General features: G+C 36.4%; 15 protein-coding genes. 3 read left to right on the top strand and 12 right to left on the bottom strand.

Annotation, left to right across the window (positions count from 1 at the left end; translation table 11 throughout):
- Window positions 1-10 precede the first annotated feature (10 nt).
- A complete protein-coding gene (locus tag ACEN2H_RS02160) occupies window positions 11-778 on the bottom strand; it encodes a lysophospholipid acyltransferase family protein (protein ID WP_441729952.1) in 768 nt (255 codons plus the stop codon).
- A 138-nt stretch (window positions 779-916) separates the two neighbouring features.
- Here ACEN2H_RS02160 and trpS point away from each other — a divergent pair, with 138 nt between their 5' ends.
- Window positions 917-1891, top strand: a complete 975-nt coding sequence (trpS, locus tag ACEN2H_RS02155) for a tryptophan--tRNA ligase (protein WP_441729950.1) — start codon at window positions 917-919, stop codon at window positions 1889-1891.
- 105 nt (window positions 1892-1996) lie between these two features.
- Here the strand turns inward: trpS and dprA are convergent, their stop codons facing one another.
- Window positions 1997-3097 carry a DNA-processing protein DprA gene (dprA, locus tag ACEN2H_RS02150; protein WP_441729948.1) on the bottom strand — a complete coding sequence of 367 codons (1101 nt, stop codon included), beginning with the start codon at window positions 3095-3097 and terminating at the stop codon, window positions 1997-1999.
- A 103-nt stretch (window positions 3098-3200) separates the two neighbouring features.
- On the opposite strand from dprA, the gene ACEN2H_RS02145 reads away from it, so the two are divergent.
- Complete coding sequence (locus ACEN2H_RS02145) at window positions 3201-4136, top strand: SPOR domain-containing protein (protein ID WP_441729946.1); 936 nt, start codon at window positions 3201-3203, stop codon at window positions 4134-4136.
- A gap of 521 nt (window positions 4137-4657) precedes the next feature.
- Here the strand turns inward: ACEN2H_RS02145 and ACEN2H_RS02140 are convergent.
- The 3 genes from ACEN2H_RS02140 to ACEN2H_RS02130 all read right to left on the bottom strand — a co-directional run bounded on the left by ACEN2H_RS02140 (window position 4658) and on the right by ACEN2H_RS02130 (window position 6343).
- Window positions 4658-4966, bottom strand: coding sequence for an EthD family reductase (locus ACEN2H_RS02140; RefSeq protein ID WP_441729944.1), 309 nt, complete (start codon window positions 4964-4966; stop codon window positions 4658-4660).
- A gap of 194 nt (window positions 4967-5160) precedes the next feature.
- A complete protein-coding gene (locus ACEN2H_RS02135) occupies window positions 5161-5709 on the bottom strand; it encodes a carboxymuconolactone decarboxylase family protein (protein WP_441729942.1) in 549 nt (182 codons plus the stop codon).
- A 70-nt stretch (window positions 5710-5779) separates the two neighbouring features.
- Window positions 5780-6343, bottom strand: coding sequence for a TetR/AcrR family transcriptional regulator (locus ACEN2H_RS02130; protein ID WP_441729940.1), 564 nt, complete (start codon window positions 6341-6343; stop codon window positions 5780-5782).
- 320 nt (window positions 6344-6663) lie between these two features.
- Here ACEN2H_RS02130 and ACEN2H_RS02125 point away from each other — a divergent pair, with 320 nt between their 5' ends.
- Window positions 6664-7296: an SDR family oxidoreductase gene (locus tag ACEN2H_RS02125; RefSeq protein ID WP_441729938.1), complete on the top strand. Its 633-nt coding sequence runs from the start codon at window positions 6664-6666 to the stop codon at window positions 7294-7296.
- Window positions 7297-7511: 215 nt separating this feature from the next.
- On the opposite strand, the gene ACEN2H_RS02120 is transcribed toward ACEN2H_RS02125, so the two are convergent.
- From ACEN2H_RS02120 to ACEN2H_RS02090, 7 genes are all read right to left on the bottom strand, one after another.
- Window positions 7512-8726, bottom strand: coding sequence for a multidrug effflux MFS transporter (locus ACEN2H_RS02120; RefSeq protein ID WP_441729936.1), 1215 nt, complete (start codon window positions 8724-8726; stop codon window positions 7512-7514).
- Between the two features lie 243 nt (window positions 8727-8969).
- Window positions 8970-11243, bottom strand: a complete 2274-nt coding sequence (locus ACEN2H_RS02115) for a helix-turn-helix domain-containing protein (protein ID WP_441729934.1) — start codon at window positions 11241-11243, stop codon at window positions 8970-8972.
- A gap of 222 nt (window positions 11244-11465) precedes the next feature.
- Window positions 11466-12053, bottom strand: coding sequence for an OmpH family outer membrane protein (locus ACEN2H_RS02110; protein ID WP_441729932.1), 588 nt, complete (start codon window positions 12051-12053; stop codon window positions 11466-11468).
- Window positions 12054-12298: 245 nt separating this feature from the next.
- Window positions 12299-13147 carry a class I SAM-dependent methyltransferase gene (locus tag ACEN2H_RS02105; protein ID WP_441729930.1) on the bottom strand — a complete coding sequence of 283 codons (849 nt, stop codon included), beginning with the start codon at window positions 13145-13147 and terminating at the stop codon, window positions 12299-12301.
- Window positions 13148-13366: 219 nt separating this feature from the next.
- On the bottom strand, window positions 13367-15238 hold the full coding sequence (mnmG, locus tag ACEN2H_RS02100) for a tRNA uridine-5-carboxymethylaminomethyl(34) synthesis enzyme MnmG (RefSeq protein WP_441729928.1): 1872 nt from the start codon (window positions 15236-15238) through the stop codon (window positions 13367-13369).
- Window positions 15239-15410: 172 nt separating this feature from the next.
- On the bottom strand, window positions 15411-15830 hold the full coding sequence (ybeY, locus tag ACEN2H_RS02095) for an rRNA maturation RNase YbeY (protein WP_441729926.1): 420 nt from the start codon (window positions 15828-15830) through the stop codon (window positions 15411-15413).
- Entirely contained in the window at window positions 15817-18882 is a 3066-nt protein-coding gene (locus ACEN2H_RS02090; RefSeq protein WP_441729924.1) for a hypothetical protein, read from the bottom strand. Before ACEN2H_RS02090 ends, ybeY begins: the two co-directional genes overlap by 14 nt.
- Window positions 18883-19132 lie beyond the last annotated feature (250 nt).

Below are 19132 nucleotides of genomic sequence, written 5' to 3'. Positions count from 1 at the left end.
TCGTTTCTATTTATAAGGAATATTTCCTTTTGTCATTCGTTTTTTCATAATCCATTAATTGAGAATAAACAACTGCCCTTGTCTCTTCTCTAATTGCCCTTCTATCCACCCCTGTTTTACCAAAAGTTTCAATCTGAGGATGAATTTTCGCCCTCATTATACCCGGACTACCACTGAAAAAAGTATAAGAAAACCTTTTTTTATTATCTGCAAAAGTAATAGGAAGAATTGGGATTTGATGTTCGATCGCTAATCGAAATGCACCATCTTTAAAAGTATCCAATACAATGGATTCATCATCTGGAACTCCTCCTTCTGGGAAAATGCAAACACTTAAACCTCTGTTTATTCTTTTCTGAGCTTCATTGAAAACTTCTAGTCGGCTTTTTGAACAGCCCCGATCTACTAAAATACACGTTCTTTTATAGAAAAAACCAAATAGTGGAATTTTCCCCAATTCCTTTTTGCCAACAAAAACAAACGGATTTTTAACCACCGCTAACATCAACATAATATCAACCATTGAGGTATGATTAGCAACAATCATATAGCTTTTATCCGATTCTACAACTTGTTTTCTTTCAATCTTATAGTAAAACCCCATCCCGATGAGAATGAACTTGGCCCAAATACGTGCCATTTTAAAGTAATACAGATAGCCTTTTTCAGTAACAATAGACGCTACTAAAAACGGTAACATAATTACTATGGGGATAGTAAATAAAACATAAAACCACATCCGCCATAAAGTCCATAAAATTATTTTTATCCCTTTCATGAGTTCAAAAATAGGGAATCCTATGATACTTTTATGAAAAACAGTTAAATTTGGGAAATAATTACTAGCATAAAAACAAAAATACTTACGAGCTTTGCGAAAAACTTTATAACCTTTGCGACTCAGAAAAAAACAATAATGGCAAAAATACTTACTGGTGTCCAAAGTACAGGAACACCGCACTTGGGGAATTTACTTGGGGCAATCATACCCGCGATCGCATTATCAAATGATCCAAAAAACGAATCTTTCCTTTTCATTGCCGACTTGCACTCCATAACTCAAATAAAAGACGGAAATACATTAAGAACTAATACCTACAGTACTGCTGCAGCTTGGCTTGCGTGTGGATTAGATGTTGATAAAGTGGTTTTTTACAGACAATCAGATGTGCCTCAAACTGCGGAATTATCTTGGTATTTGAGCTGCTTTTTTCCTTTTCAACGCTTAACCTTAGCACATTCATTCAAAGACAAAGCAGACAGACTTGACGATGTAAACGCAGGTTTGTTCTCCTACCCTATGTTGATGGCAGCGGATATTTTATTATACGATGCTGAATTAGTTCCAGTAGGAAAAGACCAATTGCAACATCTTGAAATCACCCGTGATGTGGCTTCTCGTTTCAATCACCAAATGGGAGAAACATTCGTTATTCCTGAAGCCAAAATCCAGGAAGATAGTATGCTCATCCCCGGCACAAACGGCGGAAAAATGAGCAAGTCAGCTAATAATATCATTAATATATTCCTTGACGATAAGGCATTGCGAAAGCAGGTGATGAGTATTGAAACCGACAGCACGCCTCTGGAAGACCCAAAAAATCCCGAGACCTGTAATGCGTTTGCCATTTATAAATTATTAGCTAATAAAGATCAATTAGCAACGATGACCGCCAATTACTTGGGCGAAAACTACGGTTACGGACATGCCAAACAAGCTTTGTTTGAACTGATATGCGATACTTTCAAAACCGAAAGAGAAAAATACAATTATTACATGAGCAACCTTCCTGAAGTGGATACCTTGCTTAAAATAGGTTCCGAAAAAGCAGCAATAGTTGCTAATGGAGTTTTAGGAAGAGTACGAGAAAAACTGGGCTTTGAAATATAGCAATCCATTTTTTAAACCATATTAGTCATATAAGTATCTTTTAAAGTTCCCATAGTATAACGAAATACTATTTCACAAAAGCTTATATGACTTACATGGTTAAAATTAAATCGCCTCAAACAATTTCCCGGGCAAGGGACGTACCACACCTTTCAATTCCATATTTAAGAGCATTCCCGAAATTTTATAAATTGGGAAATCACAGCTTAAGGCAATTATATCCATTAATTCCTTTCCGGTTTTCAGCAGATAATCATATACTTTTTGCTCATCGTCTTCCAGAATCACAAACAATTGTTTTTGCACCGGTTTCGTTTCTTTTTGTATATCCCAATTCAGGATGTAAACCAAATCGGCGGCGCTGGTAAGCACATTTGCTTTCTGAGTTTTTATCAGGTTGTTGCATCCTTGGGAGTATTTGTCCGTCACGCGACCTGGAACCGCAAAAACATCGCGATTGTAATCATTAGCCATATTAGCAGTAATCAGTGAACCACCTCGATCTGCCGATTCGATTACGATAGTCGCCTCAGACATTCCTGCTACAATTCTATTTCTACGCACGAAATTTTCCTTGTCGGGATTCGAGGAACTCCAAAACTCGGTCATGAATCCACCATTTTCTTCTACTTTAGCGACATATTTCTTATGCGTTTTGGGATAGATTTGGTTCAATCCATGCGCCACAACTCCAATAGTCTGTAGCTTGTGTTCCATAGCCAATTGATGTGCGACGATATCCACTCCATAAGCAAAACCGCTCACTATTATGGGATCCAGTGGAGCTAAATCCTCAATTAGCTTTCTACAAAACTCCATTCCGTAAGAAGTGATTTGCCGGGTTCCTACAATACTGATGATCCTTCTATTTTTCAAATCGATATTTCCTGAGGTGAACAGTAAAAGCGGCCCGTCGATGCAATGTTTCAATCGGTCAGGATAGTTTTCGTCCTGAAAAGAAACGACATTAATGTCATTTGATTTGACGAACTCCAACTCCTTATTCGCTTTTTCAAAAACGGATTTATTTTTTAAGCTTTTTAATAGCATAGAACCCACGCCGTCAATTGCAGCCAATTTTACAGTTTTAGTTGCAAAAACCGCTTCAGCGGAACCACAATGAGTCAGCAGTTTCTTTGCCATGATGTCACCCACTCCCTCTACTCTTTGTAAGGCCAATAAATAAAACAAATCTTGTTCTGTCATCCTAAATAATTGTTCCTGAAAAGTATAAAATTATTATGTCAATTGTTAATAAAATTTGTGAATAAAATTTTGATAACTTATTTGGTTGTATAACTTTGTATGCATGAACATTCAACCCTACATCGCTCAACTATTATATCGTTATCAATGTGTTACCGTTCCAGGTTTTGGTGCATTTTTGACTGAAATTCAATCGGCTCAATGGGTTGAAAGCGCAAATTCGTTTTTTCCTCCAAAAAAACTGATTTCTTTCAATGCCAATTTAAAAAATAATGATGGGCTGTTAGCCAATCATATTGCCCAATCTGAAAAAACATCTTATGATTATGCCGTAAGTGCAATTCAATACGAAGTTTTAACTTGGAAAAAAGCACTTGAGCTCGATGGCACGTTTTCTATCAAAAATATTGGTAATATTAGGCTGAATGCTGATGGTAATTTAGTTTTCACTCCAATTACTCAAACGAATTATTTGTCGAGTTCTTTTGGTTTAACTTCATTTGTTTCCCCAGTTGTTAAAAGAGAAATCTTCGAACAAAAAATAGAAGCACTTGCAGAAAGCAAAGTAATTTCTTTAGACGCCGAAGAAAGAAAAGGAAATTCTTATTTAAAATATGCGGCGATTTTTATATTGGGGCTTGGTTTAACTGGCAGTGTTAGTTATTCCGTTTACCAAAATCAAATTGCGACGGAAACAGTTCTTGTTGAAACAGCTGTTCAAAAACAAGTACAAAACAAAATTCAAGAAGCGACCTTCTTTATAAAAAGCCCTTTGCCGGCAGTGACCCTATCCGTAAAAGAAAGTAAAATGTCTTATCATGTGGTAGCAGGTGCCTTCAGGGAAGAGAAAAATGCACAACAAATATTTGAACGCCTCTCTAAATTAGGTTATAAAGCAAAGCGCATCGCTCCTAACAAATACGGATTGTTTCCGGTTTTGTATGGCAGCTACGCTACTTTAGCAGAAGCAAACAAAGTAAAAACAGAAGTTCAGGAAAAGGATAATCCAGCAGCTTGGCTTTTGATACAGTCTTTATAATAAATAGAATTTTTACGATTTAAATACCTCCAAAAAAGTGCAAAGCTATTTGGGGGTGTTTTTTTTGGAGCTCTTTCCAGCTATCCGCTGTATCTCTTGTGGCAAACCCCGCAACAAGAGGATGCCGCTTTTATCTGGGCTACTGGGATTCATTTTCAAAAAGAAAAAAATGTGTCAATTAACTAAACAGTGAGGCCCTACAAAATCTAAAACATAAATACAGATTGTTTAAGTAATACCTGTTTAATACTTTACTTAAAAAAGTGGCAACGATATAGGACTTGCCGCACCAGAATGACAAAACAGGCAAGTTTCAAAAGACCGTTATCACGAAACACTCCTCCCGCACTCTTTTTGTGCGTTTTAACGATTCAATTACCATGAAACAAACATTTAGTTGTTTAAATTGTAGATTGTGACAAAAACACCTAGTTTGGAATAAAAAAAGCGACTTAGGAAAACTTCCTAAATCGCTAATTTTAAAAATTACTGCCTTGGACGGCAAGTATGATTATCTAAAACTAAATAATCTCACTAATTTGAAGTTCTCCTTCAACATTAGTGTAATTAGGCACATCTTCAGCAAATTTTGCTGCGTGAGGTGCAAAAGAAGACTGAAAGGTCGCTACGGAATCAAAAGTCAAATGAGCAATGGCTACATAAGGTGCTAATTCGCCAGGCACTCTTCCGCCTAGGCCTAGGTTAAATTCCATGCCTTTTAAATCATCTCCTAAAGATTCAGCAACCATTGGAAGGTGCGAATTTTTATAATAATCAACATCAAATTTGGTCTCTGGACCGTTTGGATACATTACGCTTACTTTTATCATGGTGTTTTTTTGTTTTAAATATTAGTCACAAATCTTATTTTATAAAACTTACATTCTCGCTGGTACTATACCGCAGCCCGAGCTGAGTGGAGCTCTTCTTTGTGCAGCGTAGCGGAACAAAGAAAGCGGGAACGGAGGGCGGATAAGCTACCCAAATAAATAAAATGCTGTTTGTAAATTGATTTAGTTTTTAACTATTTTTTCCAAGCAAACTTTTGGAATGCTGCGTCTACCGGTGTGTTTGCGATATGGTTGGTGTAGTTGCTAATTACTTTTTGGGAAACGCCAAGAATGATATCTAAAACATGTCTTTCGCCGTATCCTGCAGTATAGAAAGCTTCTAATTCCTCTTGAGAAACAATACCACGGTTACGAACAATAATCAAGGTCATAACACGTAAAGATTCTAATTTTGGGTTAGCCAAGGGAGTTTCATTACGCAAGGCTTCAGTGATCGCTTCGTCAACTTTCATCATTGCAGCGATACCTGTATGCGCTGGCACACAGTAATGACAAGCATGTTCCACGTTGATTGATTGCCAAACTACTGTCAATTCTTCTTCATTGAAAGAAGAATCTACAAATAACTGGTGTAAGCTCTGGTAGGCTTGAAGTAATCCAGGAGCACCTGCTAAAACGCCATGAAGACCTGGTATCATTCCGTATGCTTTTTGGGAGTCTTCTAATAATGATTTACTTGCTTCTGGAGCTGATTCGATAGTATGAACTTTTAATGTTGTCATAGTTTTAATTTTAATTTATTAGTATTTAATTTATATCTAAGCTTTTGCTTAGTTTAAAGTTAAAAAAAAGTTACAGGCTTAAAAAAGCTATCTCAATATAATCTTGTAGTTGTTGGTCATCTAAAATTTTCGATGCAGATGATAAACCTAACATAGAAACCGCCAAATAATTGGCTTGTTTAATTACAGCTTCCTCGCTTTTATTGCTGTCTTGCTGTAAGCTGTTCTTAAATAAAGACTTCACTTCTCCAAAGAATTTTTCGACTTCTGTTATAATTTCTGGATCTGCATTCTCGCCGAGCTCACTAACGGTGTTAGTTACTAAACAACCTTTTTTACAATTATCAGAAGTAGAAAACTCTATAAAATCATAAAAAAACTGCTTGATACCAATGATTCCATTGTTTGATTTTTCAAGCCTATCAGTGATTATTTTAATTCTCTTCCTGTAGGTTCGTATACTTTCAAGAAAAACACCTTGTTTGTTTCCAAAACTAGCATAAATAGAGAATTGATTGATACCCATTTCTTTCTCCAACATACGTACGGAGGTATTTTCATACCCATTGCGCCAGAATAAAGACATTGCTTTTTCTATTACTTCTTGTTCGTTATATTGTTTACTTCTTGCCATTACTTTTTATTACAATACAAAACTAAGCAGATGCTTTGAAGTAAAAAAGTGTTTAACAAACTTTAACGCTAAGCAGCAAAAACAAGAGGCTCTATTTTTTTTAAATAGTTCTTGCAGTAATAAATTTATGGTTGCTTCCAACTACGATTGATGAAAGCGCTTTTACACTCGAATGATTTACGAAATAAAATGTGGACAACAAGAATCCCAATTATCACTTTAGTCAAAACCTATCTTAAAAGATGTTAAAAAGTAATAAACTGAAGTTAAACAGCTGTTCCGTTAGCCTTTAGTATAACTAGTTTTTGTATCTTGAATATATGGAAAATATATTAGTAGCAGGTGCTAATGGCGCCACAGGAAAAAAAATAGTAGACCTTTTAAATAAATCTCAAAATTATAACCCTATTGCTATGGTTAGAAAAGAGGATCAACAAGCCTATTTCAAAGATCAGAACATTCAAACTGTTTTGGGCGATTTAGAAAATGATGTTTCTTCTCTTTTCACCGATAAAATTGACCGTGTGCTATTTGCCGCAGGCTCAGGGGGCAAAAGTGTGATTGGTGTAGACCAAGAAGGCGCAAAAAAATTAATAGATGCATCAAAGAATGCCAATGTTAAAAAGTTTGTAATGTTGAGTTCTATGGGAGCTGACAAACCCGAAGAAGCTACCCAACTACAAGATTATTTGAAAGCAAAACATAATGCCGATGAATATTTAAAGAATAGCGGTCTAAAATATAGCATTGTAAGACCCGGAACTTTGACCAACGAGCCTCCGTTAGAAATGATCGAGCTAGAGAAAAAATTAAAACAGCACGGCGAAATCAGTAGAGCCGATGTAGCTCAAACCTTAGTGCAAAGCTTAGAAGACAAAACGGCTCCAAATGCCACTTTCGAAATCATAAAAGGAGAGCAATCGATTCTGAAAGCTCTTGAAAAAGTGAGTTAAGAAACCATATATTACGCAGTTTAAATTTAAACGAGATTACAATTATTGATTCAAACTAAAAAACCGAAAGAACTTTATACAGTAAAGTTCTTTCGGTTTTTTTATGTATGGAAGTAAGCAACTACGCATTATAGCAACTTATTTGAATTTACTATTCCGATGACTACTAGGTTTCTCTGAACTCTACCCTCTTATCTTCCTAATTAAATTTTGCGTTAAAGATTTGAAATTCTTCGTTTCTCGTCTATTTTTAAATAAATAAGCAAACTAACTCCCAAAGCGGCACATATTGAAAAACCAACGAATAGTGGCAAGGCTGTCTCTGCAATAAACCCGCCAATATATATACTAATAGGAACAGCCATAATTGTAGAAATAAAACCGGTTACCGCTGCCGCAATACCTGCAATGTGTCCTACTGGTTCCATAGCCAAGGCGCGTAAATTTCCGAAAAGAAAACCAATGCTAAAAAATTGCAATGCAAAAAATAGCAACAAAATACGAATATCGGGATTAAAAGTGTTATAAAATAAGCCAACATAGGTCGCCGAAACAACAAAGAAGGAAATTAGGGCGCCAGTGACTAATTTTTCCATTCCATATTTAATAACTAGTACTCCATTTAGAAAAACAGCAGCACCAATAGAGATAGCAAGTCCAGCGAAAATAAATGGAAATTCTTCTTTTAGATCATATTGATTCTGAAATATTTGCTGTGAACTACTCAGGTAGACCATGAAAGATCCCGTAATAAATCCTTGAATAACGGTAAACCCTATAGTTTTTTTAAATTTAATCAGTTCTTTAAACTCTCCTAGAAATCCCTTCCTAGTAAAAACTTTCTTGTTTTCAATTGATAAAGTCTCTGGTTGTCTCCTCCAAAACCACAACGTAACCAGCATACTAATGATAACTTGAATATAAAAAATCCCATGCCAGTTATAATAGTCGAGAACAAATTTACCCATAGCAGGAGCCACCACAGGAACCAATATAAAAACAACAGTAACAAATGACATGATACGCGCCATATAATCTCCGCTATACATATCACGAATAATAGCGATACTTATGGTTCTTGGAGCAGAAAGACCTGCCCCCTGCAAGATCCTTCCTATAACCATCATTTCTAAACTTGTGGCATTTACACAGATGAAACTAGCGCCAATAAACAAAGCAAAACCCATATAAACCACAGGTTTTCTACCTAAACTATCTGAAAGTGGACCGAAAACTAAAGGACCAAATCCAAGACCAAGAAAGATCATTGTGATGAGTAATTGGTTATCAACAATATTTGTAGTGCCAATTGATATACCAATAATTTGTAAAGCTGGTAATAGAGCATCAATTGCTAAAGCCACCACAGACATTAGTGAAGCCATAAGTGCGACAAACTCAAATTGAGAAGTGCTAATATTTTTTTGCATCTGGCAAAAATAAGATTTTGAATCGGTTTCTCCACTGTTTTGTTAGATTCCAAGAATCTTAAAAATAGTGCTTCAGACGAAATATGTTATTTAAGAAAGGACTCTGATTCTAATCACTCACATATATTTACAAGCCAACGTAAATAGTATTGAAACCATTTTATTTTACACATAAAAAGTATTGCAGCACAAAATGCAAAGTCTATTTTTTGAAAAAAGATAATTCTGATCCTGATTTTAAAATTAATTCAAACCTGCCTTAAACATTCTTAGTTCGTCCCAAGAATATTTCTCTCCAAATTTTTCTTTCATTGCTGTCAGTGATTCTTCTTTGTAATACTTGAATGCTTCCCCTAATTCCTTGATTTTGTCTTGCGACAAAATGTCCTGAACACTCACTTTTTTGGATTGAATCAACTTCACTAGATGGCTTTCGATAGTTTGCGGGGTCAGTTTTCTGATTGTTGCAATGTCCTGAATGGAACTCTTGCCCAGCCACAGTTCATAAGTTATGTCCACAGTCGATTTTTTGGGCATTTTTGAATCTGGCTTTTTCTTTGCTGTATAGCGCTCCAAATCTTTTTCGTCCTCAATCAGCGTGACATGCACTTTCTTGAATTGATTTTGGATCGCCTCCGTTTTTCTGGTTACATACTTTTTTATTTCGTCAGAAGTCAATTTCTCTTTAGAAATAGGTTCTCCTGCCACCACGGTTTCAATTAGCAATTTGGCTTTCATCAAGCGCAAAACAGCTTTGGTCTGTAACTCTTCTAACACAATCAGTTCGTCATAAAAAGCCTTAACTTTCTTGATGCGCTTCACTTCTTCAAGTTTCCACAAGATTTCGAAAACCAAATCGTCAAGAGGTTTGATGAAATAACTAAAAGCGGCTTCGATTCTTTCGGATACATGGATTAAATCAACTGTTTCGTTATTGAAAATTTTATTGAGCTGTTGTATGAATTTTTTGGAAGGGTCCATCAACGAATCGATCGAATTCAGCTGTTTTGCTGCCCAAACGGAATGTTTCGATTTCTCAGAGCTTTCGGATTTTTCTGAATAGCTGAATTTGTGGTTACGCCATTCTTGCGCCAATTCAGCCCATTCAAAACTGCTAATCAGATAATTATGGATAAAATTCTTGGTCTCAAAATGTAGCGAATTCTTCAACAATTCGTCTGAGGCCTTATTTAGCGAATAATCCATAACATCTTGGTCGTTAGAAATACCATTCATTCGTAGCGGAGAAAGCAAAACAAGACCCTCCAACGATCGCAAACGCGACAAAGCAACGTATGCTTGTCCTGGCATAAATACCTGCGAAACATCGATTGCCGCTTTGTCGAAAGTAAGACCTTGACTTTTATGAACTGTAATTGCCCAAGCCAACTTAATAGGATAATGGACAAAGGTTCCCAAAACCTCTTCTTCAATTTCCTTAGTCGCCTGATCTAGCTTATAGCGGATGTTTTGCCATTCGTACTTGTCAACTTCTATGGTCTTGTCCTCCTCTGGAAAATGAACAAGAATTTCTTGGCTAGACAAAGACTTAATTATTCCCATCTTTCCATTGAAATAATTCTTGTCAATTGAAGTATCATTTTTCACAAACATGACCTGTGCACCTATCTTAAGCTTTAAATTTTCTTCTATCGGAAAAATCTTTTCAGGGAAATCACCTACAATATCTGGCTTGTAGGTAATTAACTCTCCTTTTAAATCATGTAAAGCTTGGGAATTCATTGCATCTGCTTTAGCATTATGCGTTGTGAGGGTTATGTATCCTTTATTGGCCTTCAAGTCAAAATCGGGTTTGACATATTTGTTCAGTACCTGAATATCTTCCTTTGAGATTTGATTGTTCCGCAAATTATTCAAAACAGCAATAAAAGTAGAATCCGTTTGACGGAAAATTTTAGATAATTCAATATACAAGGGCGGATTTTGCTGCACCACATGCGAATGAAAAAAGAATTTACCCTTGTAATAAGCACGCAAGGTTCGCCACTCTTCGTCCCGTATAACAGGTGGCAACTGCAGTAAATCGCCTATAAACAAAACCTGAACTCCGCCAAAAGGCGTCGTTTTTTTGCGGACTGACTGCATCATGTAATCCATGGCGTCCAACAAATCGGCTCGAAGCATACTCACTTCATCAATAACGAGCAATTCCATATTACGAATTACTGATTTTTTGAGCCCTCCCATTTTAAAGTGTCTGCGCAAGGTATCCTTTGACTCGAATTTAACCGTCTCCGTAAACTGGGATTCGACATTAAATGCAGGTATAAAACCACCAAAAGGCAATTGAAACATCGAATGGATAGTTACACCACCAGCGTTTAACGCAGCAATTCCTGTGGGTGCGACCACGACGGTATTTTTATGGGTAGTCTCGATAATTTCCCGCAAAAGTGTGGTCTTTCCAGTACCCGCTTTTCCAGTTAGGAAGATAGACCGTTGGGTTTGATTGATAAATTGTAAGGTGTATTCTGCTGCTTCGGATATGGCTTGCATTAGGCGGATAAATTAAGTAGAAATAACATTTGGACTGCCTTCACTCTCCCACAAATATGGGCTCAATTACAGCATAGTAAAAGTAACTTTTTTATAGTCCAAAAAACAATATCAGCTTAAAATATAAAACCAATAATCCAAACTATAAAGAGACTCAAAAAAGCAATGCCTTTATTCTCAAACAAGAATAAAGGCATTTGTATAATTATAAAAAAGGAAAGATTATTTTTTCTCTTCCGTTTTAGCTTCTGTTTTTTCTTCCCCTTTATCTTCTGTTTTGGCAGCAGCTTTGTACTTTTCGTTTAGAGCTTTCACAATATCTTTTGTAATGTCATATTTTTCTTCTGCATATAAAACCGAGGCCGCATCTCCAGTACCATAGATATAAGCATATCCTTTTTCTTTACCGTACGCTTTGATGAACTTTTTTACGCCGCTTACTAAAGTGTCCATTTCAGTTCCGCTTTCTTGTTGCAGTTGTTGCGACAAAGCTTGTTGCGCATAGCTCAACTGCTGCTCTCTTTTCTGTAATTCTGCTCCTTTTTTCTGAGCCCATTCTTGACCGTTTGCTTGTGCTTGACTTTGAAAGTTTGCAGCATCTTGTTTGAAGCGATTGATCTCTGCTTCTAGTTGGCTTCCCTTTTCTTCAGACTGCGCTTTGTATTTTGCTTCAAGATCTTTAGCTTCTGTATACTCCTTCATTAATACCGAAGTATCTACGTAAGCGGTTTTTACTTCTTTAACTTCTCCGGTTTTGTTACATGCAACAACAGAAATAGAAATTGCGATAATTAATAATACTTTTTTCATTTTGGTTTATTTGTAATTTAAAGTGTTTAAGACAAAAATATAAAAAAATAGGTAGTATCCTCATAAAGTTTAAAAATTACCAATTTTTTATACTATTAGATTTTACTATTAAAAATGCCCAAAGCATAATTTTAGGTTATAAAAAATGGCTTTATTATCGTTTAAATAAGCTCGCTTCTCAAAAACGTATACACAACAGATGTTTGGTGCAAAAAACGTTTCTTAAAAGAGCTTTAAAATCGATTTTACTTGTTTTTCAGTACATAAATGTGCGATGAATATTCAAAATTGCGTTTTGCTTTCAAGTTTGACTGCAAGCCTATTAAAAATGCTCTTACAAAATTCATTTTTCCGAATTTGTATTTTTCCGAAAGCAAGCTAACATAAAAAGAGTCAAATTTCATTGGAAGCACTTTCTCCAATTCCATCTCCTCTTTTTCGAAAAGCATTTTTACTGCTTTTTTAGAAAAATGCCAAAAATGAATCGGCACATCATAAGCTGCCCAAAAAGCTCCATAATGTTTTGCATCAAAAGATTTAAAATTTGGAACAGCTACGATCAACGAACCATTTGGTTTTAGTAATCGCTTTAATTCTTTTATCTGACTGTCCAAATCGGGAACATGTTCCAAAACATGCCACATGGTAATCACGTCAAAAGAGCGGTCTTCTAATTCAGATGTATCTTCGACAAATGAAACTTCTTTTTTTAAGGCTATTGCTTTTGCTTTATCATTTGGCTCTAACCCTATTGTCTGCCAACCGTTTTGTTTTGCTACAGATAAAAAATCACCAGTTCCGGCGCCAATATCCAAAATCCTTCCTTTACCAGGCTGAAGTGAATTAATCAGATTCAATTTGTTTTTTAAGGCTATGCTTTTTACAAAGTGGTACGCCTTTTCGAACAAGGATCTTTTGCTGTCCGTATGCGAAATGTAATCTACACTTTCGTAATACTTACCCAAATTCTCTAAACTGGGTTGTGGATAGGTTATCAACAGATCCATTGTTTGGTCATGGTACAAATCAAATATTTCTTTAGAAACAGAATGATCTTTTACAGTAAGGAAATGTTTTTTATTTGAAATGTCCATCAATTAAATTATATGTGTGTTATATTTTTTCGCATCAAACCCCGAAAACATTCAAAACATTTTCAGGGCTTTATTTTATTTCTGTTCCAAAGTTGTTCTCCGGTGGCAAGGCTTTTGGAGATAGTTTCACGTGGAACAAATTGATATTAGACTTTATATTGGTAATTACAATGACTTCACTTTGCAAATTATAATGATCAAAATAAACTGAATACTGAACTATCTACCCATGAATATCAAAAGCACCGAAACGTCGCTTGGGGACACTCCGCTTATCCGCGAAGCTTGCGAAATAGTTACCGGTCTAATTTTGCTCAATTTCTGTTTGGCTTCAATCGACATCGATTTTATTTTATAGTAATCAAAATCCTCCGGAATTTTAACGTCTTCTAGTCGTGTTAACTTATCCGCATTATTTCGTTCCTTTTCAATATAACCAGAATACTTAACTTGGATTTCAGCTTGCTCTAAAATTTCCTGGTCTACCTCATTTTCTTCGACATACGTTTTCACCTTCTCGAACTTCATGACATCTTCCATAGCAATTTGCGGACGAGAAAACACCTTAAATAACTTATCACCTTGTGAGATCAGTGCGGTGTCTTTCGATTCCAATATTGGATTCGCCTCTGCAACTGAAACACTAGTTTCTCTAAAAAACGAAACCATTTTTTCAGATTCCTTAAGCTTATGCTCCATACGACGCAAACGCATCTCAGAAGCCAAACCGATTTCGTAACCCATAGGCGTTAACCTAAAATCAGCGTTGTCTTGACGCAATAACGTTCTATATTCTGCCCGAGAGGTAAACATCCTATAAGGTTCTTCAGTTCCTTTGGTAATTAAGTCGTCTATTAAAACCCCGATATAAGCCTCGTCTCTTTTTAAGATTAACGGCGCTTTTTCATGGACCTTTAAGTGCGCATTAATACCCGCCATCAATCCTTGGCAAGCCGCTTCTTCATATCCTGTGGTACCGTTTATCTGCCCAGCAAAATAGAGTCCTTCAACTAGTTTTGTTTCCAAAGTATGTTTCAACTGTGTAGGCGGGAAATAATCGTATTCGATTGCATAACCTGCACGAAAGAACTTCACATCTTTAAATCCAGCTATTGATTTCATAGCCTTATACTGTATGTCTGCAGGAAGCGATGTGGAAAAACCATTTACATATACCTCACAAGTTTTCCAACCTTCTGGTTCGATAAACAATTGATGTCTCTCTTTGTCTGCAAAACGATTTATTTTATCTTCAATAGATGGGCAATATCTTGGACCCACACTTTTAATCCGCCCATTAAACATTGGGGAGCGGTCAAAACCCTCTCTCAAAATATCGTGAACGTCCAAAGAAGTATAAGTCATATGGCAAGATCTCTGATGAACCAAGGGTGTCGTTAAATCAGAATAAGAAAACTTATCTGGCTTAGCATCTCCTTTTTCTTCGTTCATTTTCGAGAAATCCAAAGAACGCCCATCCACTCTTGGAGGAGTTCCAGTCTTCATCCTACCCGCTTCAAATCCCGCATTAATTAGATCATCGGTAATTCCGTAAGCAGCACTTTCTCCAGCTCTACCTCCGCCGAATTGTTTTTCACCTATGTGAATTTTTCCGTTAAGGAAAGTGCCATTGGTTAAAACAACTGATTTTGCCTTAATTTCGATTCCCAGAGAGGTGCGAATCCCCTTGACTTTTCCACCTTCAATAATTAACCCTTGAGCCATTTCTTGGTAAAAATCCAAATTAGGAGTTCCCTCCAACATCATACGCCACTCTTCGGCAAAACGCATACGATCGCTCTGAACCCTCGGCGACCACATTGCAGGCCCCTTAGATTTGTTCAGCATCTTAAATTGGATAGCAGTCCTATCTGATACAATTCCAGAATAGCCACCTAAGGCGTCTATCTCGCGAACAATTTGTCCTTTGGCAATACCTCCCATGGCTGGGTTGCATGACATTTGCGCGATATTTTGCAGGCTCATTGTAACCAATAAGGTTTTTGAACCCAAATTAGCGGCAGCGGCAGCGGCTTCAGAACCCGCGTGACCAGCACCAACAACAATTACATCATATTCTTCTTGAAACATTTTTCTCTATAATTTTGTTCCTGATTGTCAGGAATGAAATTCAGAAGTCGGAAAGAATTTCCGTTATCCAAATCTAAGTTTAATTTAAGTCTTTGTAAGACTTCGTTGGGATATTCTATTTGTATCAAAACGTTCCACGTGAAACATTCATTCCCAAAAACGAAATTGCTCCTTACTGTTCCACGTGGAACAAGGCCAATTTTTCGTCTTCCTTGGAACGCATTACGAGCTGGTTCTCCTCACCCTTATCTTTGTATCCACAATAATGCAAGACGCCATGAACCATGACTCGCATCAATTCGGTTTCAAAAGAGACCTTGAAATCACTTGCGTTATCCTGAACACGTTCTACAGAAATAAAAATATCGCCACTGATTTCATTTCCCATAGTGTAATCAAAACTGATTACGTCTGTCAAATTATCATGGCTCAAATATTCAAGATTGATTTTGTGTAGATATTCATCGTCACAGAAAATATAGTTTATCTCTCCTTCATTCTTTTTTTCAGACTCAATCACCTCAGCAATCCAAACAGATAATGCCTCCTCATTGTCCAAAGTAAACTCGCTTTCGTAATTAAAATTGATCATTTTTATTAAAATATTCTTTAACCTTAAGGTTATAATTTAAGCGCAAAGGTAATGATTGTCTGTTTAATATTTCAATGCTATTCAAATAATCTAACAAAGCATCTGGCAACACTTTAGATTGATTGTCAAACTCTTTCCTATTCGCTTCAGACTGCCTCTTACTTTCCTCACCCTGTTGTTGCAAAGCCGTCTCCAATTTCAATAATTCTTGTTTAATGTTGAGTACTTTTTGAAGCGTTTCGTTTTTAAAACCTTTGTTCAACAATTGTTTTTCAAGTTGTTTCATTTGTTCCAATGCATTAGCGCCATTGCCACCCACACCCTGTTTCTTCAACTCATTCTCTAGGGCTTCGCGAAGCTGATTTTGTTCCTTATAAATTTCCATTATAGCTTGAGCATCTCCTTCTCCATCCTCACCCCCTTGCAAATCCCCTTTACCGGTTTTACGACCCTCTCCGTTTTGGCCTTTCTCGCCATTACCAGGCTTGTCCCCTTTCTCGACTCCCTCTTTTATCTTATCTCCTAAACCTTGCTGTTTTTTTATAATATCAGGCAACTGCATTCCCTCACCGCTTCCGGGTTTCGGCTTTCCGGATCCCATACCCGATAGTGAACTCTGCATATTACTCAGCAATTCACTCAAAAAATCTCCTAGTTTATTGGCTGCTGCTACGATATACTGTTGGTAAGACACACCCTTGGGTATTTGTGCATCTGACAGACTTTCCAGTGACTTGTCAATATTGTAATGAACATTACCTATCTCTTTAGTGACGTCTTCAGCAATTGTTGGGTTGCGCAAAGAAAGTGCAAACAAACTATCGTCGACGTGTTTAAATTGCTGTTTTAAGTCCTGCTGCAATTTTATGTTTTTATTAAACGCCGGCGATCCCCTACTAATGTCTTTAAATTGCGACATGACATCCTCTTGGGTTAAGGAAAAAGCCAAAAGATTATCGAGCACTTGTCGCAGCATTTTAATGTCCTCTTCCATTTGCTCTTTCTCACTTCCCTCCATACTTTGCTTCATTTTCATCGACATGGATTTCATCTTCTTAGCGGCCGACTTTTGTTTCTGTTTAGCACTTGGTTTATTGTCTCGCTGAAGTTCGTCTGAAGCTTTCTTCAAGTCCTCACTGATGCTTTTTTCTTCGGCAACGTCTTTGGGGAGATCCATTGGCGATTTGAGTTCCTTGTTCTCTTTTTCGAGCGACCTTAACTCTTCTTTCAATTTCTCAAAATCAGCACCTATCTCCTTTTGCTTTTCGATAGAGTTTTCTTTTTCGTTATCCGATAACTTGTCTTGCTTCTGCGAAAGTTTGTCCAACTTATCTGCTAATTGCCCCGCTTTCTTCTCCACATAATACTTTTTGGTTAGCTCAACAAGTTGTGCCAAATTCTTGATTTGGTTTTTACTATTCTGCTTAAACCGCTCCAATTTGTTCAACAAATCTACATTCTTTATTTTGTCATTTAGTTCCTTTAATTCTTCCAAAAGTTTCTGATTCTTCTCTAAATCTTTATTTGCATTTTCTAAGCGCTTTTTAAGCTCTTCTTTGAATTCATCTTTTGGCACAGATTTAAATTCATCTAAATTTTTATTCATTTTCTCCGTAAACTCTTTCATCATTTCATCCTGCTTTTTTTGTTGTTGGATAAAATCTTTCACGTTCTGCTGCTCTTTAAATTCAAATTGATTTTTCTCCTTACCAGATTTTTGTAGTTTCTCAATATCGGCTATTTGCTTATCTTGTCTTTTCAAAGACTTTAGCAAGCTATTAATATTCTCATTTTGCTGCAGTAACATTTCGTCCTGCTTTTCTTCATTAGTTGCAATTCGATCAGAGAATACTGAAGACCTAGTGCTCTTGTTATTGTGAATTGCATCATTGTCAAAAACCTCAAAATAATACTCATAGGAAACTCCCGGTTCCACGGATAGCGTTCCAGGAAAGGCAAAAACAAACTGCTGAAAAGTAGAACGCTTCACGCCTATTGCTCCGCGTTTGGACAATTCCGGTTTGTTACTAGGGTAATAAACAACCTGTAACTTAGAAACCCCATAATCATCTGAAACCTGACCTAAAAGATAATTCTTATCAACTTTTATACTGTCTGGAGCATTATTTACCTGAATAGAAGGAAACTGATCCTTAATTACTGTCAATTGATAACTCAACTTTTCATAGTCCGCTACGCTATTATTTGATGTAACAATTTGATAATCTGTATTTTGAGATATATTCTTGGCTAAGGTAAATCCGTTTCCAGCTTTTTCAAAAACAGAAACTAATTTTTCCGACATCCACTCCACCTTTTGTGTCGCATAAGTGTCCATCTTCCAACTGACTAGGGTGCCTTCAGGAATAACTGCGTTCCCCGTCCCATTTACAGACTCTGGCTTTCTAGCTAAATAAGAAGGAAAATACAGCTCCATTTTGAAGTTAGAAATCGAAGGAACATCAACCACTTTTAATTCGTAATCTTTAGAGGAAACTGCATTCGCCTCTAAGTGAAAGGAAAGGTTATTACTAGGCTTTACCATTTTAAACTGAAATTCCCCTTGAGCTCTGTTTTCTAAAAAATAACTTTCATTATCAATAAATATCATCACGTTTTCAGGAACAACTTTACCGACCGTTTTGATTTTTAAAATGAAATCCTTGTTTTGCTCTGTTTCCAAATTGGGGTTGAGCACTATAAATTTGAAAGGCGCCGGCTCAAAGAAACTAATATTAAAATGGACTACTCTATTTAAACTCTGAGATATTATTTCATTATTCCCAGTTAAATAAAAAACGGAAAAAGACAAAATCGGAACCAAGGCTAATGGCAAATACTTTTTGTTGTATCTAAAATCAATGGCATTACTAAAAGGGATTGGCTTCAATGCATTTGCTTTTTGATCTATCGACGCCAGTAACAATTCCGATTTATTTTGATTACCACCAGCGTCTGCAAGCTGAAGAAAATTAGTCAACGTGTCATTGACATCTCCAAAGTGCTTTCCAATAATTATCGAGGCCTGATCATAATCTATACCTTTCTGCATCTTAACCAATTTAAACAGCGGAAACAGAACAAAACGAAACAGAAGAAAAACCTCCACTATCACAAATATCGAAAACAATAATGTACGTCCCATTGGCTTCAGCCAAAGAAAATATTCTATGAAAAGAGTGAATAAAAAATACAACAACCCCAAACCAATAAAGAATACAATTCCTCGTATCAATTCATTGACATAAAATTTTCTGATAAAAGCTTCTAACTTTAAATAAATAATATTTGCTGCTTGCACT

The organism is Flavobacterium sp. W22_SRS_FP1, assembly GCF_052113685.1.
Taxonomy (GTDB): Bacteria; Bacteroidota; Bacteroidia; order Flavobacteriales; family Flavobacteriaceae; genus Flavobacterium.
The sequence above is the reverse complement of the archived record's forward strand: the minus strand, read 5'-3'. Positions and strand labels throughout refer to the sequence as shown.

Bases quoted from the DNA above. Each gene is read 5' to 3' on its own strand.
- ACEN2H_RS02160 (WP_441729952.1), bottom strand. From the start codon at position 778: ATGAAAGGGATAAAAATAATTTTATGGACTTTATGGCGGATGTGGTTT.
- trpS (WP_441729950.1), top strand. From the start codon at position 917: ATGGCAAAAATACTTACTGGTGTCCAAAGTACAGGAACACCGCACTTG.
- dprA (WP_441729948.1), bottom strand. From the start codon at position 3,097: ATGACAGAACAAGATTTGTTTTATTTATTGGCCTTACAAAGAGTAGAG.
- ACEN2H_RS02145 (WP_441729946.1), top strand. From the start codon at position 3,201: ATGAACATTCAACCCTACATCGCTCAACTATTATATCGTTATCAATGT.
- ACEN2H_RS02140 (WP_441729944.1), bottom strand. From the start codon at position 4,966: ATGATAAAAGTAAGCGTAATGTATCCAAACGGTCCAGAGACCAAATTT.
- ACEN2H_RS02135 (WP_441729942.1), bottom strand. From the start codon at position 5,709: ATGACAACATTAAAAGTTCATACTATCGAATCAGCTCCAGAAGCAAGT.
- ACEN2H_RS02130 (WP_441729940.1), bottom strand. From the start codon at position 6,343: ATGGCAAGAAGTAAACAATATAACGAACAAGAAGTAATAGAAAAAGCA.
- ACEN2H_RS02125 (WP_441729938.1), top strand. From the start codon at position 6,664: ATGGAAAATATATTAGTAGCAGGTGCTAATGGCGCCACAGGAAAAAAA.
- ACEN2H_RS02120 (WP_441729936.1), bottom strand. From the start codon at position 8,726: ATGCAAAAAAATATTAGCACTTCTCAATTTGAGTTTGTCGCACTTATG.
- ACEN2H_RS02115 (WP_441729934.1), bottom strand. From the start codon at position 11,243: ATGCAAGCCATATCCGAAGCAGCAGAATACACCTTACAATTTATCAAT.
- ACEN2H_RS02110 (WP_441729932.1), bottom strand. From the start codon at position 12,053: ATGAAAAAAGTATTATTAATTATCGCAATTTCTATTTCTGTTGTTGCA.
- ACEN2H_RS02105 (WP_441729930.1), bottom strand. From the start codon at position 13,147: ATGGACATTTCAAATAAAAAACATTTCCTTACTGTAAAAGATCATTCT.
- mnmG (WP_441729928.1), bottom strand. From the start codon at position 15,238: ATGTTTCAAGAAGAATATGATGTAATTGTTGTTGGTGCTGGTCACGCG.
- ybeY (WP_441729926.1), bottom strand. From the start codon at position 15,830: ATGATCAATTTTAATTACGAAAGCGAGTTTACTTTGGACAATGAGGAG.
- ACEN2H_RS02090 (WP_441729924.1), bottom strand. From the start codon at position 18,882: ATGCAGAAAGGTATAGATTATGATCAGGCCTCGATAATTATTGGAAAG.